Genomic DNA, 15,117 nt, shown 5'->3' with positions numbered 1-15,117 from the left:
TTTCGGATGTCTTATATAAGACATTGTTGCGATGCAAAAATTCCCCTATGATAGATTCAAAGGTTTTCGATTTGACTATAGGGGAGCACGATGACAGCACACGCTCAACACGCAGCGCAATTACAAACAATGTGGGATGCCAACCCGCGTTGGCAGGGGATTGAACGCCATTACACGGCCGAGCAGGTGTTGGCCCGGCGTGGCGCGCTGCCTCTGATTGTCGGAGCGGCCAAAGATGGTGCTGACAAGTTATGGCAATTATTGACGCAACAGCGCGTCGTGCATGCCTTAAGCGCAGCCAGCGGCCATGAAGCGGTGCAGCAGGTTCAAGCCGGATTGAAAGTCGTTTACTGTGCCGCTCCGGCCGTCCCTCAGTTGGTGGCGGCGATTACCGCCGCGCTCACGCAGGCGCAGCAAATCCCAGTTCTCGAAGGGGCGGGCGCGCAGGACTTTTGCGTGCCGTTGGTGGTCGATGCGGTGGCCAGTGACAGTGCGCAACAGGATGTCTTTGCACAAATGCAAGCCTTGCTGGGCGCCGGTGCGGCCGCGGTGCAGTTCGGCGACCAAGCTGACCGTGCCGGCGGCTTGCTGCCTGTTGCGGAGATGATAGCGCGCCTGCAGGCGGCGCGCTTGGCCGCCGATGTGCTGGGTGTGCCGACGCTGCTGATTGCGCGCACCGATGCCTTATTGGCCGAGCGTCAAGTTAACGGTTGGCGTCCCAGTCGTACTGATGTCGATCAGGCGTTGACGCGCGCGCTCGCGTATGCCGCTTCGGCCGATGTGATCTGGTGCGCCAGCGATAAGCCCGATCTGGCCAATGCCAAAGCTTTTGCCGCAGGTGTGCATGCGGTTTTCCCCGGCAAACTGTTGGCTTATCACTGCTCGCCTACATTTCAGTGGAAGCAGCAGCTTGATGATGTAACCATTGCCAAGTTCCAAAAAGAACTCGCTGCCATGGGTTATCAATTTCAGTTCATCTCACTGGCTGCACTGGCACCGCCGGAGGGGGCGATGTTTGATTTTGCCCAGGCGTATGCGCGCCGGCAAATGCCGGCTTTTGTGGAATGGCAAGAATTGCTGGGCAAGCAGGCGTGTGAGCTGAAGAAAGTAGCTTAGTTGTTTTTTTGTGCGCGCCACTGGCGCAGCGCAATCGGGAAAAACTTCATGCCTTGGACCGTGTAGCGTTGCCACAAGCGGCGCGGCTCACTGGCCAAACGCCACAACCATTCCATGCCTATGCCTTGCATCCACAGCGGTGCCCGGCGTTTCTGGCCGAGCGCGAATTCCATCGCCGCCCCTACACACAATAGCAGCGGCGCATTGTTCTGAGTTTGTTCGCGGCGGTAGCGGAAGGCAAACTGTTCTTGCTTCGGCATGCCCAAGCAAATGAAGACAATTTGCGCCTGAGATGCGCTGATTTTTGCGATGGCCAGATCGGCTTCGGCGCCGTCCGGCGTGAATTGCATCGAGGGGCAAAAGATGCTGACGCGTAAACCCGGATAGCTGTTGGCAAAGCCTTGTAGCAAAGCCTGCTCCTGACCAGGCATGCCACCGAGCACGAAGATCGACCTATTTTCTGTCATGCAATCTTTGCAAAGAGCCACAAACAAATCGGCCCCGGTCACCCGTTCCGGCAGTGCTGCCTTGCCGCCACGACTGACCCACACCAGTGGCATGCCGTCGGCGTAGATGTAATCGGCCGTGGCGTAGAGCGCTTTGAATTCTGCTGTACTTTCCAGTCGCACGATGTGGTCGACATTCGGGGTGACCACGACCCGACTCGGCTGGCCGCGGCTAGCCGCTACCGCCATCAGGCTGTCCCGCGCCTCGGAAAAGCGCTGGCGTTGAATTGTCAGGCCGAACAAGGGCGTAGTCAGAGTTGGGGGCAGAGCTGGCGTCATGGGTGTCGCGGTCGGCGTGCTGGGCGGGAGTGCAGGAGTAGGGTTCATGGCGCTGATTATCTCAGAACTTCTGCTGTTTGATGCTCAAAAGCGCATCGGCGGGCTGCTGTTTCGATCAATTAAGGGTAAGATTGTCGCCTTCCGATCAGCTTTGCCTATCTATGTCCCATCGCACCCGTATTAAAATCTGCGGCCTGACCCGCGCCACCGACGTCGCCTTGGCGGCGGCTGCCGGTGCCGATGCGCTCGGCTTGGTGTTTTATCCGCCCAGTCCGCGTGCCGTGACGGCGACGGGCGCTGCGCGCTTGCTGAAAGATTTGCCGCCGTTCATCGTTTCGGTCGGTTTATTCGTCAATCCCAGCGCTGCCGAGCTCGCCGCGGTGTTGCGCCAAGCGCCGTTACAGCTGCTGCAATTTCATGGTGATGAAACGCCGCAGCAGGCGGGCGACTTAGCTGGCGCGGTTGCGCGACCGTTTTTAAAGGCGTTTCGCGTCAAGCCCGACACCAAAGCCGAAGATTTGATAGAATGTGAACTTGCCTATCGGCGTGCCAGTCCATTTTTCAATGGCTTGCTGCTCGATACCTTCGTGGCAGAATATGGTGGTAGTGGAAAGGTTTTTGATTGGTCTCTCATTCCAAAAGAGCTCGCGCCTCGGGTCGTTTTAAGTGGTGGCTTGAGCGTACACAACGTGACTGGCGCAGTGAGCCAGGTACGACCGTTTGCCGTTGACATCAGCAGTGGTGTCGAAGCGGCAAAAGGCGTGAAGGATGAATCCAAGCTGCGCGCATTCATTGCTGCAGTACGCTTGGCAGACCAGCGACCGGCAGACTGATGGCGCGCATGATGCGTTTGATTCAGTTGCAGGTCCACAAAGAACTCTCAGGACTACTATGAAACCCTTGTCTTCCCTCCCGGTACGCAGCGCCTTAGGCGATGTTGAGCCAACCGCCATTTATCAATCGAGTAATTACCATTTTCCTGATGCCGACGGCCATTTCGGTCGTTACGGCGGCAGCTTCGTCTCTGAAACGCTGACGCACGCCTTGGCCGAGCTGAGCCAAGCGTATGCACGCTATCAGCATGACCGGGAATTTTTGCAAGAATATCGTAACGAACTCAAGTACTTCGTCGGTCGACCTTCGCCGGTCTACCATGCGCGGCGCTGGTCTGAACTCATGGGTGGCGCGCAGATTTACATGAAGCGCGAAGATCTCAATCATACTGGTGCGCATAAAATCAATAACGTGATCGGTCAGGCTTTACTGGCCAAGCGCATGGGTAAGCCACGCGTGATCGCAGAAACCGGTGCCGGTCAGCATGGCGTGGCAACTGCCACGATTTGTGCGCGCTTCGGTTTGGAGTGCGTGATCTACATGGGTTCCGAAGACATCAAGCGGCAAGCGCAGAATGTGTACCGCATGAAGTTGCTGGGAGCGAGTGTGGTGGCGGTGGAGTCGGGTTCGAAGACGCTCAAGGATGCACTCAATGAAGCCATGCGCGATTGGGTCACCAATGTGGAAAATACCTTTTACATCATCGGCACGGTCGCCGGTCCGCACCCCTATCCTATGATGGTGCGCGATTTTCAAGCCGTCATCGGCGAAGAATGCTTGTGGCAAATGCCGGAGCAAACCGGACGTCAGCCTGATTTTGTCGTGGCTTGCGTCGGCGGTGGCTCCAATGCCATGGGGATTTTTTATCCTTACATCGATGAAACGCAGACTGCCTTAATCGGCGTCGAGGCAGCCGGCGAGGGCATCGCCAGTGGCAAGCACTCGGCTTCGCTGACGGCCGGTTCGCCGGGCGTGTTGCATGGTAATCGCACCTATCTGCTGCAGGATGAAAATGGTCAGATCATCGAAACCCATTCGGTCTCGGCCGGGCTCGATTATCCCGGTGTCGGCCCTGAGCATGCCTGGCTGAAAGATTGTGGGCGCGCTCAATATGTGACTATCACCGATGACGAAGCATTACAAGCTTTTCACGATTGCTGCCGCATTGAAGGCATTATTCCGGCGCTGGAATCGAGTCATGCCTTGGCCTATGCAGCAAAATTGGCGGCGACGCTGCAACACGATCAAATCGTGTTGGTCAACTTGTCTGGCCGTGGTGACAAAGATATGCATACCGTCGCCGAGCGCGCCGGTCTGGCACTGTAAAGCGAGGCTTACCATGTCAAGAATTCATACAACTTTGGCGGCTCTGGCTCAACAAGGTAAAAAAGGTTTGATTCCCTTCATGACCGCCGGCGATCCCGCGCCAGCGCTGACGGTGCCGCTGATGCATGCGCTCGTCGCCGGTGGTGCCGACATCATCGAACTCGGGGTGCCGTTTTCTGACCCGATGGCCGATGGTCCGGTGATACAGCGCGCTTCCGAACGGGCGCTCAAGGCCGGAGTCGGTTTGCGCGATGTGCTGGGCTATGTGCGCGAATTCCGTTTGACCGATGCACACACCCCGGTGGTCTTGATGGGTTACGCCAATCCTATCGAACGCATGGGGCAGCAGCAGTTTATCGCTGCCGCGGCGGCGGCCGGAGTGGACGGTGTGCTGGTGGTCGATTATCCACCAGAAGAGTGTCGCGAGTTTGCTGCCGCCATGCGCGCGCAGCAAATGGATGCAATCTTCTTGCTGGCACCAACCTCGAGCGAGGCGCGGATGGCTTTGGTTGGCCAGATCGCCAGCGGTTACGTGTATTATGTCTCACTCAAAGGCGTCACCGGTTCCGGCAGCCTGGATTTATCTGCTGTTGCTGAAATGATACCGCGGATCCGTCAGCATGTCAGTGTGCCGGTTGGGGTCGGCTTCGGGATACGCGATGGTGCCACGGCGCGCGCGATTGCCAATGTCTCTGATGCTGTCGTGATTGGTTCGCGCCTGATCGAAGAATTAGAGCGCACGCCGCATGAAAATGCCGTTGCGGCAGTAAAAAGTTTTATTTCTGGTGTCAGAAAGGCCTTGGACGAGTAAAATACGCGCCGAACACCATCAAACGGCTGCAACGGCTTTTGTATCAGGCCGAGCCAGACGCCACTTGCATCGCTTGCAAGTGGCTGCAAAGAGGAGAAAACATGAGTTGGTTAGAAAAATTGTTACCACCGCGCATACAGCGCTCGGAATCGGCAAATCGTAAATCGATCCCGGAGGGTCTGTGGGTCAAGTGTCCGTCCTGCGAAGCCGTGCTGTACCGTTCGGATTTGGAAGCCAATATCCATGTCTGTCCTAAATGCAGCCATCATATGCGTATCGGTGCGCGTGAGCGTCTTGATGCCTTGCTTGATGCCGGTGGTCGGTATGAAATCGGTCAGGAAATTTTGCCGATTGATACGCTCAAGTTCAAAGATAGTAAAAAATATCCCGATCGTCTCAAAGATGCCTTGGAAACTACCGGTGAAACCGATGCCCTCATTGTGATGGGCGGTTCCATCATGTCGGTGCCAGTTGTGACGGCGTGTTTTGAATTTGAATTCATGGGCGGCTCCATGGGTTCGGTGGTCGGTGAGCGTTTCGTGCGCGGTGCCCAAGCGGCACTCGAGCAAAAAGTGCCGTTTATCTGTATCACGGCAACCGGTGGCGCACGTATGCAAGAAGGTTTGTTATCCTTGATGCAAATGGCGAAAACCACCTCGATGCTGACCAAGTTGTCGGAACAGCGCTTGCCTTTCATTTCGGTGCTGACTGATCCAACCATGGGTGGCGTGTCGGCTTCGTTTGCCTTCCTCGGTGACGTCGTCATGGCCGAACCGAAGGCCTTGATCGGCTTTGCCGGTCCGCGCGTGATCGAAAACACGGTAAGGGAAAAACTGCCGGAAGGTTTCCAGCGTTCCGAATTTTTGTTGCAAAAAGGGGCGATCGACATGATTGTTGATCGTCGCAAGATGCGCGAAGAAATCGCCCGTTTGTTAGCGCTGTTACAGAATCAGCCAGCCGAAGCGGTGGCGTAAAGTCGCGTGCCGCTGACAGCGACGTGTGTGTGTTAATTTTTTTTGAAAAGCCCGACCTCTTTTCGGGCTTTTTTTATTGCTACTATGCCAAATTTGCCCGATAGCTTGCCGACCTGGCTGGCCTTGCTTGAAACTCGCCATGCCAAAGAAATTGACATGGGGCTCGATCGCGTCGCCGCCGTCAAACAAAGCCTGGACATCCGCTTCGCTGTGCCTGTGATTATGGTGGCTGGCACCAATGGTAAAGGCTCGACCTGTGCGATGCTCGAAGCGATCTTGCTCGAAGCCGGTTATCGGGTGGGTTTGTACAGCAAGCCGCATTTCCTCGATTTCAATGAACGTGCGCGTATCAATGGCACGCCGGTGCAAGATCAATTATTCATCGATAGCTTTGCCGCCGTGGAAGCGGCGCGTGGCAGTATTTCGCTGACTTACTTCGAATTCACCACGCTGGCCATTTGCAAGTTGCTGGCCGATGCGCCGCTCGATGTTGTGATCCTCGAAGTTGGTCTTGGCGGTCGTCTCGATGCCGTCAATGTATTCGATGCCGATGTCGCGATTGTGACCAGTGTCGACATCGATCACGTCGATTATCTCGGCGATACGCGGGAAAAAATCGGCTTTGAAAAAGCCGGTATTTTCCGCGCCGGCAAGCCGGCTATTTGCAGTGATCCACAGCCGCCGCAGTCTTTGATCGATCATGCTCAGGCCATCGGTGCCGATTTACGTTTGTTCGGGCGCGACTTCAATTACAACGGCGATAAGCAGCAATGGAATTTCGCCGGGCGCGATCAGCGGCGCAATTCACTTGGTTATCCTAGTCTGCGCGGTGCCAATCAACTCTTGAATGCCTCGGCGGTGCTGGCAGCCTTGGAAGCCTTGCGTCATGTCTTGCCGGTGGGCGCGCAGGAAGTGCGTACCGGCTTGGTGATGGTCGATTTGCCCGGGCGTTTTCAAGTCATGCCGGGGCGGCCGACCGTGGTGCTCGATGTCGCGCATAATCCGCATGCCGCCGCTACCTTGTCGCAAAATCTCGATAATATGGGCTTTCATGCCTATACTTACGCGGTCTTTGGTTCCATGCTCGATAAAGACGTGGCCGGGGTGATCGCGCAACTCAAGCAAAAGATCGATCATTGGCATGTCTGCGATTTACCGCTGCCGCGCGCTGCCTCTGCCGGCGCACTTAAGCAACTGTTACTGGCCGCGGACGTGCTCGATGACGCTGAAAAAAGCATCACTGAGTTCAGTTCGCCCGAAAATGCCTATGCTGATGCGCTCAGTAAGGCGGGTGAAAATGATAGAATAGTGGTCTTCGGTTCCTTTCTGACGGTGGCCGGAGTGATGCGTGCCAGACGAGCGGCACTGCATTGATGCCGCAAATGATCAGATCAATCAAATATTAAGCAGATATTCGCACATGGGTTTGCTCTCGCGCTTTAAAAAAAAGCCAGAAACATCGAATGCTCACGAAAACGGTGAATTTCGCTCACGCTCTGCCGAAGACAGTTTGGAATCGCGCGCGCGTGGTAAAAAAACCGAGGCACCGCGCCGTGGTCAGCTCAGCGACCCTATGCTGCCGGAAAAAAAGCGCGCACGCCGACGTTTGATCGGTGCCGTGGCGCTGGCGCTGGCTGTCATCATCGGTTTGCCGATGTTGCTCGATTCCGAACCCAAGCCCTTGTCCGATGACATCAGTATTCGCATTCCTTCCAAAGATAAGCCTCTGAGTGCCGCTTCGGCGGCGGCGCAATTGCCTGTGCCGGCACGTCAAATCGCTGCTCCGGAGCTTGATGCCAGCGAAGAAATCATCGAGCCGGTGAGCCCGGCGACCAACAAAGTGGCAGCGCTCGTCGCTGCTCCGCAGCCGACTCCGCATGTTGTTGCGGCCGAGATACCGGCGAAACTCGAACGCCTGCCAGAATTGAAGAGCGAGCCTAAGCCGGAAGTTAAACCGCCCAAGCCGAGCAAACCGGTCGAAGCCGAAGTGGCCCTCAAGCCTGAGCATAAGAGTGAGAGCAAAGCCGAGCCTAAGCTGGAGAGCAAGCCAGAGCCTGCGAAAGCGCTCAAGTCCGACGACGATGCGGCGCGCGCGCTGGCCATACTCGAAGGAAAAAGCAGCCCGAAAGCCGCGCCGAAGTCTGCTTATTTGGTACAGGTAGCAGCCTTGGCGGCGCAGGATAAAGTCGATGATTTACAGGCCAAGCTCAAGGCGGCCGGCATCCATTCTTACACCCAGAAAGTGGCGACCTCCTCGGGGGAGAAAATTCGAGTGCGGGTTGGACCTTTCGAGTCGCACGAAGAAGCCGATAGAATGCAAGCCAAGCTCAGCAAACTCGGTGTCGGCGGCACGCTGATTCCGGCTAACTGAGGGCTGCTGTGACGCTGTTCGATTATATCGTTCTGCTGATCTTACTGTGTTCGGTAGTGATCAGCACGATGCGCGGCTTGATCAAAGAAATCCTCTCTCTGGTGAGTTGGATTGTTGCCTTTGTACTGGCCAATGCTTACAGCGAACTGGTGTCGGCCTGGCTGCCGGCCGTGTTTCCAGGGCAGATCGTGCGCTTGATCGTGGCCTTTCTGGCGCTGTTCATCGGCGTGCGCTTGCTCATGGCGCTGGTGATGCGCGCCGTTGACGCCATCATTAAGGCCAGTGGCATGTCTTTGGCCGACAGCGGTTTGGGTGGAATATTTGGACTGGCACGCGGCTGCGTGCTGGTATTGGCGGCGGTATTGGTGTGCGGAATGACCGCCATACCGCAGCAAGCCTTTTGGAAGAATGCTCTCTTGAGTCCCCTGGCGGAAACCGCGGCACAAACAGTGATCCCGTTTTTGCCAGCGTCGATTTCCGGCCACGTCCGGTTTTAATTTGTCTTTTTAGGAGTCCACCATGTGTGGCATCGTCGGTGTAGTTTCAAAAAATCCCGTCAATCAGTTGCTGTATGACGCCTTGCTGCTATTGCAGCATCGCGGTCAAGATGCGGCCGGTATCGCCACCAATCATGGCAATAAATTTGCCATGCACAAGGCCAATGGCTTGGTGCGTGACGTGTTCCGTACTCGTAATATGCGTTCTTTGCCCGGTAATATAGGCATAGGCCAGGTGCGTTATCCCACCGCCGGTTCGACCAGTGAAGAAGAAGCGCAGCCATTTTATGTCAATGCGCCATTCGGTATTGTGTTGGCCCATAACGGCAACCTGACCAATGCCGTTGAACTGAAAATCGAACTGTTTAAAAACGATAGACGTCACCTCAATACCGATTCTGACTCGGAAGTCTTGCTCAATATTCTTGCGCATCAAATCCAGGAAGTCACCAGCGGTTATTCGCTCGATCCTGATGCCTTGTTTCACGCCGTCTCCATGTTGCATCGTCGCGTGCGTGGTTCGTATGCGGTGGTAGCGACCATCGCCGGCTACGGTTTGCTGGCTTTCCGCGACCCCTTCGGCATTCGCCCTCTGTGCATAGGCATCGCCGAAACCGATAGCGGTACCGAATACATGATTGCCAGCGAATCGGTGGCACTCGAAGGTTTGGGTTTCAAATTCCTGCGCGATGTTGAGCCGGGCGAAGCCTTGTTCATCGATCTCGACGGCAACCTCTACAGTCAGCAATGCGCCGATAATCCTACGCTCAATCCCTGCGCATTTGAATATGTCTATTTGGCCCGTCCCGATTCCATCATCGATGGTGCTTCAGTCTATCTGACGCGTTTGAAAATGGGTGAATACCTGGCCGAAAAAGTGCGCCAACAATTCAGCAGCGGTGAGATCGACGTGGTCATGCCGATTCCCGATTCCTCGCGCCCGTCGGCGATGGAATTGGCGTTGAAACTTAATCTCGATTATCGCGAAGGTTTCATTAAGAATCGCTATATCGGTCGTACCTTCATGATGCCGGGTCAAGCCGTGCGAACGAAATCGGTGCGTCAGAAATTGAATGCCATCAGTTCTGAATTCAAAGGTAAGAGTGTGTTGCTGGTCGATGACTCCATCGTGCGCGGTACCACCAGCCGCGAAATCGTACAGATGGCACGCGAATCGGGCGCGAAGCGCGTGATTTTTGCTTCGGCCGCACCACCGGTACAATTTCCTAACGTGTACGGTATCGACATGCCGACGCGCAGTGAATTAATCGCCTACGGTCGTTCCGAGCAAGAAGTCTGCCGCGAAATTACTGCCGACGCCTTGGTTTATCAAGATGTTGCATCAATGAAACGCTCGATTTCGGACGTCAATCCGGCTTTGCGCAGCATTGAAGCCTCGTGCTTTGACGGTCATTACGTGACCGGTGACGTGACGGCTGCCTACCTCGATCGATTGGAAGCGGCACGCAATAATCCACGCGCCGAACCGGAAGACTTACTGCGTTCGCAATTGAACCTCAATTTAGCAGCTCGCGGCGACTAAAGCTGCTGCTGTAAATGTGAATACCAACCCGCCGGTGTGTCAGGCGGGTTTTTTTGTTTGCAATCTTGATCAAAAATCTGACTAGGGTTTGAAACCCCGGCCAAAAGAGGCTGTCGCAAAAGGGTAGTGAGTCGGTATCATTACCCCAACTGGTGGCCACGTCATTCCTGCGCGCTTTTGGCAGGAACCCAGCGGCGTTCGTGGTTAACTGAAAATGCCAGAAATTGTGGCATTTTCAGTGTAAAAAACGACGCTGGGTTCCCGCCAAAAGCATGCGGGAATGACGAGGCTGTGGCATGCGGGAATGACGAGGCTGTGGCATGCGGGAATGACGAGGTATGCGGTGTTTCAGGTGTGAAAAACGTCCATCAGGCTTTTGCGACAGCCTCTTCAGAATCAGCGCGCTTTTGCGCGGGAACCTGGTGGCGTTCGTGCTTAAAGAATTGGCCGGTGAGCGACGAAGGCGCGACGCGATGGGAGGAGATACAAACCCCTGCCAGAGTCTGTTCCATCGTCGCTTGCGACGATCCATTAAGTTGTTTGTGTGCTGCACTTGTTTCATTTCCATACAAAACTGTTGCATCCTGAACTTTGCCTCGGCGATGGATGTCTCTACAATGGTGTAGTGCACAAAAATTGTCAAAAACACTAATATTTACTTTTTAATACTGATACTTATGCCTATTTCCTCCCGATTTTCTCCTGTGTTCATCGCGGTATTGGCTGTGACGATGTCGGGCGTAGATGCGCAGGTACTGACACCAGCCGAAAACAAGCGGAGCGACAGCGTCGGTAGTGAGTTTAAGCCGCTTAAAAAAACCCCGCCGGTCGAAATTGAGGCAGTGCAGAAAGTGGTCATCGATGGCGGGCGTAATGAAGACGATGTTCGCCGCCAGTCGACTGCGGCCAAAATGATTTTCGGCCGTGAAGAACTCGATCGCAATGGTGATACCAATCTTGCTGATGTGCTCAAACGCTTGCCGGGTGTGAGTATCGGTGGGCGCGCCGGGCGCGGTGGCGATATTCGTATGCGCGGCATGGGCAATGGTTATACCCAGATTTTGATCAACGGCGAGCGCGCCCCGCGTGGCTTTTCCATGGATAGTCTCACGCCTGACCAAGTGGAGCGGATCGAGATCATTCGCGGTGCCGTGGCAGAATTCAGTGCGCAAGCAATCGCCGGCACGATCAATATTGTTTTGCGTGAAGAATACAAACAAAAGAATACCGACCTGAAACTCTCACTGGCTGCCGAGCAAGATCGGCTCGCGCCGAATGTCTCACTCACGTATCCCGGTGAAATCGGCAGCCTCAGCTACACCCTCAGTGCTTCGCTGTTCCAGAATCGGCAAGCCGATACCGGCACTACCGACTCGCACGAGACCGGCAGCGACGGGGCGACCACACTGATTCAAAAGGAAAGCGACCAAAGCCGACGCCGTAGCAGCGGTGGTAATTTTACCCCGCGTTTCAAATACACTTTCAGTAATGGCGACGCCTTGACAGTACAACCATTCCTGATGAGCTCACGCAGTAACTCGGATGGCAGCAGTCAGGTCGATCAAATTTATCGTTCCCCGAGCTTGGTGACCCTGCCACCGTATGCGTTTGCCGCCAACAGCGGCAGTACCGAGTCGACGTTTTTCCGTCTTTTCGGTGATTGGCAGCATAAGTTCGATGACAATGGCAAGTTGGTGGTGAAGTTCGGCGGCGGCTATGGTCAAAACGACTCGGCTTCACTGAGTAATCAGTATGATGGGGCCGGTAAGCTGCAAAATGTGGTCAGCGTGAATAATCACACGCGCGATCAAAGCCTGAAAAATGGCGGCAAGTACAGCTTGCCGATTGGTTCTGGGCAAACCTTTGCCGCCGGTTGGGATGCCGAAATAGGGCGCCGTACCGAGAGCAGTATTTCACTCAATAATGGCCGGCCGCAATTCGACGATTCCGGCGATGATCTGAGTGCCAGCACGCGCCGCTTGGCACTGTTCGTGCAAGATGAATTTGATATTAATGCACAATTCTCCGCCTATGCCGGTTTGCGCTGGGAAGGCATTGCCACCACCAGCAGCTTATCCAATGGCCAGGCGATCGATAATCGCAGTCGGGTCTTGAGTCCGATCTTACACGGCGTCTGGCGCTTGTCCGAGGCCAGCAAAGATCAGATACGCTTGAGCTACGCCACCACTTACCGTGCACCGACACTCAATGATTTGATTGCCGTTCCAAGTATTTCCAATCTCAATAGTCCGACTCGGCCCGATCGCACCGGTAATCCTCTGCTGAAACCGGAACTATCGAAAGGCATAGATTTAGCATTTGAGCATTATCTGACGCGATCGGGTTTGATCAGCGCCAACCTGTTTGTGCGCCAGATCGATGATCTGATGCGTCGCACCACGCAATTGGTGGCTAGCGCCAGCGGTCCGCGCTGGGTGTCGACCCCGCTCAATATCGGATCGGCCACCACCAAAGGCATAGAGTTGGAAGCGAAATTTCAGTTGCAAGAGTTTTTCCCAGAAGGGCCGGCGATTGATGTGCGCAGTAATTACAGCCGTTTCTGGTCGAATGTCGATGATATTCCCGGTCCGAACAATAAAATCGACCAGCAGCCGGGGCAATTGGCCAACTTCGGGCTCGATTACCGGCCACGCGGCCTGCCGCTGACCGTCGGGGCTAACCTGAACTGGACGCCGGCCTATCAAACCCAAAGCAGTTTGACACAACTCAGCAGCACCGGTCGCAAACGCCAACTCGACGTATATGGTTTATGGCGCATCTCACCGTCGCTGCAAGTGCGGCTGTCGGCCAATAATTTACGCCCCGATGAGGCGGTGAGTAGCAGTGAAGTCAATCTCGGCGGCATTGATCACCTCGATAATGTGTTTTCGCAGACTTATACTACTTACAATTTACGAGTGGAAATGAAATTGTAAGTCTCCCTCGATAGGGTAAATTTTGCAGTGCAACACACGACGGCCGGCAGGAGTACAATAGCGACAGCGATTTTGCTATCGAACTGGCGCATCTTGCCCTTATGTCTATGTCTGCTCTCGCTCTTAATGTCGATTTTCACAGTCATTCCACTATTTCCGATGGCGTCTTGACGCCGGCTGCCTTAGCGGCCCGCGCTGCCGCCAACGGTGTCGCGGTGTGGGCCTTGACCGATCATGATGAAGTCAGCGGTGTCGCTGCCGCGCGCGCTGCGGCTGCTGAGCTGGGTATGGGGTTTGTGGCGGGGGTGGAAATTTCCATTACTTGGGCCGCGAGCACGATTCATATTGTCGGCCTCGGTATCGATGAAACCAATCCGGCCCTGTTGCAGGGCTTGTTACGCACCCGTTCCGGCCGCGAACAACGGGCGCGCGAAATGGCCGCCGATTTGGCGGCGCGCGCCGGCATCGATGGCGTATACGAAGGTGCGCTGAAATACGTTGGCAACCCCGACTTGATCTCACGTTCGCATTTCGCCCGTTACCTGACCGAGATCGGTGCCTGTGCTTCGGTTTCCGAAGTCTTTAAAAAATATTTAAGTGAAGGTAAGCCTGGTTATGTGCCGCACCGCTGGGCCAGCCTCAGTGACGCCCTCAGTTGGATACAGGGTGCCGGCGGCGTTGCCGTGGTGGCGCATCCTGGTCGCTATGATTTGAGCGAGGTCGCGCGCGATTGCTTTTTCCGTGAATTCCGCGCACTCGGTGGCAGTGCCATAGAAACCGTGACTGGCAGTCATAGCGTCGATCAATACGAAGAATATACCCGGATTGCCAATCAATATGGCTTTCTGGTGTCGCGCGGTTCAGACTTTCATTCGCCGGATGACGCCGAAGTCGATATCGGGCGCTTGCCGGCCATGCCTAAATTATCCAAACCAGTATGGCAAGATTGGTTCTCCGCTTGAAATCAGCTTGACCGCCCATATCTTCATGCCAGTCTATTTATTTTCCCCAACCGGAGAAATCGCATGAAACGTATCGTCTTATTTCTACTGACCAATCTGGCTGTGATGGTGGTGATGTCGGTGGTCTTGTCCGTATTGGGCGTGAACCGCTTTTTGACCGCCAATGGTTTGCAATTGGGAACGCTGCTGGCGTTCTCGCTGGTGGTTGGCTTTACCGGTGCCTTCTTCTCTTTGTTGATCAGTAAGCCTATGGCGAAATGGTCGACTGGCGCACGCGTAATCAGCGCGCCGAGCTCCTCAACGGAATTGTGGCTAGTCAATACCGTGCGCAACTTGTCTGAACGCGCCGGTATACAAATGCCCGAAGTTGCGGTCTACGATGGTGAGGCCAATGCCTTTGCCACCGGTGCCTTTAAAAATTCCGCCTTGGTTGCCGTTTCGACGGGTTTGCTTGAGAGCATGACCAAGGAAGAAGTGGAAGCCGTACTCGGCCATGAAATCGCCCATATTGCTAACGGTGACATGGTGACGATGACTTTGATACAAGGCGTAGTCAATACTTTCGTGGTATTTTTAGCTCGCGTAGTTGGCTACTTGGTCGATAAAACTTTTTTCCGCAACAATGACAGTGATCGCCCTGGCATTGGTTACATGATCACCGTGTTTGTCTGTGAAATCGTGTTCGGTATCGCCGCCTCGATGATCGTTGCCTGGTTTTCGCGCCAGCGCGAATTCCGCGCCGATGCCGGTTCGGCGCGCTTGCTTGGTAACCGCTTGCCGATGATCCATGCGCTCGCGCGCTTGGGTGGTATGGCACCGGGCGAATTGCCAAAATCGATGGCTGCCGCCGGTATCAGTGATAAACCGGGTTGGAGCGCCTTGTTTTCTTCGCATCCACCGATGGAGCAACGTATCGCTGCATTGCAAAATTTGAAATAATCCTGTTTTTTCACCCTCAGGCG

Annotated in this window: 14 protein-coding genes; 13 read left to right on the top strand and 1 reads right to left on the bottom strand. The window is 55.0% G+C overall.

Features of this window, described 5'->3' with window-relative positions; genetic code table 11:
- Window positions 1–90: 90 nt before the first annotated feature.
- Window positions 91–1,116, top strand: a complete 1,026-nt coding sequence (locus QN359_RS13060) for an isocitrate lyase/phosphoenolpyruvate mutase family protein (protein ID WP_322248212.1) — start codon at window positions 91–93, stop codon at window positions 1,114–1,116.
- Here the strand turns inward: QN359_RS13060 and QN359_RS13055 are convergent.
- Entirely contained in the window at window positions 1,113–1,949 is an 837-nt protein-coding gene (locus QN359_RS13055; protein WP_322248213.1) for a WecB/TagA/CpsF family glycosyltransferase, read from the bottom strand. The genes QN359_RS13060 and QN359_RS13055 overlap by 4 nt on opposite strands.
- Between QN359_RS13055 and QN359_RS13050 the strand changes: the two genes are divergently transcribed.
- From QN359_RS13050 to htpX, 12 genes are all read left to right on the top strand, one after another.
- On the top strand, window positions 1,948–2,085 hold the full coding sequence (locus QN359_RS13050; RefSeq protein ID WP_322248214.1) for a hypothetical protein: 138 nt from the start codon (window positions 1,948–1,950) through the stop codon (window positions 2,083–2,085). The two genes, QN359_RS13055 and QN359_RS13050, sit on opposite strands and share 2 nt — an antisense overlap.
- Window positions 2,063–2,734, top strand: coding sequence for a phosphoribosylanthranilate isomerase (locus tag QN359_RS13045; RefSeq protein WP_322248215.1), 672 nt, complete (start codon window positions 2,063–2,065; stop codon window positions 2,732–2,734). The genes QN359_RS13050 and QN359_RS13045 overlap by 23 nt, the downstream gene beginning before the upstream one ends.
- A gap of 58 nt (window positions 2,735–2,792) precedes the next feature.
- Window positions 2,793–4,061, top strand: coding sequence for a tryptophan synthase subunit beta (gene trpB, locus QN359_RS13040; RefSeq protein ID WP_322248216.1), 1,269 nt, complete (start codon window positions 2,793–2,795; stop codon window positions 4,059–4,061).
- Window positions 4,062–4,074: 13 nt separating this feature from the next.
- Window positions 4,075–4,872 carry a tryptophan synthase subunit alpha gene (gene trpA / locus QN359_RS13035; RefSeq protein ID WP_322248217.1) on the top strand — a complete coding sequence of 266 codons (798 nt, stop codon included), beginning with the start codon at window positions 4,075–4,077 and terminating at the stop codon, window positions 4,870–4,872.
- Window positions 4,873–4,973: 101 nt separating this feature from the next.
- Entirely contained in the window at window positions 4,974–5,846 is an 873-nt protein-coding gene (gene accD / locus QN359_RS13030) for an acetyl-CoA carboxylase, carboxyltransferase subunit beta (protein WP_322248218.1), read from the top strand.
- 84 nt (window positions 5,847–5,930) lie between these two features.
- Entirely contained in the window at window positions 5,931–7,220 is a 1,290-nt protein-coding gene (gene folC, locus QN359_RS13025) for a bifunctional tetrahydrofolate synthase/dihydrofolate synthase (protein WP_322248219.1), read from the top strand.
- A gap of 46 nt (window positions 7,221–7,266) precedes the next feature.
- Window positions 7,267–8,217, top strand: coding sequence for an SPOR domain-containing protein (locus tag QN359_RS13020; protein WP_322248220.1), 951 nt, complete (start codon window positions 7,267–7,269; stop codon window positions 8,215–8,217).
- Between the two features lie 8 nt (window positions 8,218–8,225).
- Window positions 8,226–8,714 carry a CvpA family protein gene (locus QN359_RS13015; RefSeq protein WP_322248221.1) on the top strand — a complete coding sequence of 163 codons (489 nt, stop codon included), beginning with the start codon at window positions 8,226–8,228 and terminating at the stop codon, window positions 8,712–8,714.
- Window positions 8,715–8,736: 22 nt separating this feature from the next.
- The gene (purF, locus tag QN359_RS13010; protein ID WP_322248222.1) at window positions 8,737–10,257 is read left to right on the top strand and encodes an amidophosphoribosyltransferase; all 1,521 of its coding nucleotides are present in this window, start codon (window positions 8,737–8,739) and stop codon (window positions 10,255–10,257) included.
- Window positions 10,258–10,934: 677 nt separating this feature from the next.
- Complete coding sequence (locus QN359_RS13005) at window positions 10,935–13,193, top strand: TonB-dependent receptor plug domain-containing protein (RefSeq protein WP_322248223.1); 2,259 nt, start codon at window positions 10,935–10,937, stop codon at window positions 13,191–13,193.
- A gap of 107 nt (window positions 13,194–13,300) precedes the next feature.
- Entirely contained in the window at window positions 13,301–14,155 is an 855-nt protein-coding gene (locus QN359_RS13000; RefSeq protein ID WP_322248224.1) for a 3',5'-nucleoside bisphosphate phosphatase, read from the top strand.
- Between the two features lie 63 nt (window positions 14,156–14,218).
- On the top strand, window positions 14,219–15,094 hold the full coding sequence (gene htpX, locus QN359_RS12995) for a protease HtpX (RefSeq protein WP_322248225.1): 876 nt from the start codon (window positions 14,219–14,221) through the stop codon (window positions 15,092–15,094).
- The last annotated feature ends 23 nt before the right edge of the window (window positions 15,095–15,117 follow it).

This window comes from Undibacterium sp. 5I2 (assembly GCF_035019605.1).
Classification (GTDB): Bacteria; Pseudomonadota; Gammaproteobacteria; order Burkholderiales; family Burkholderiaceae_D; genus Undibacterium.
Note: the sequence above shows the minus strand (reverse complement) of the source record. Positions and strands in the feature narration are given on the sequence as shown.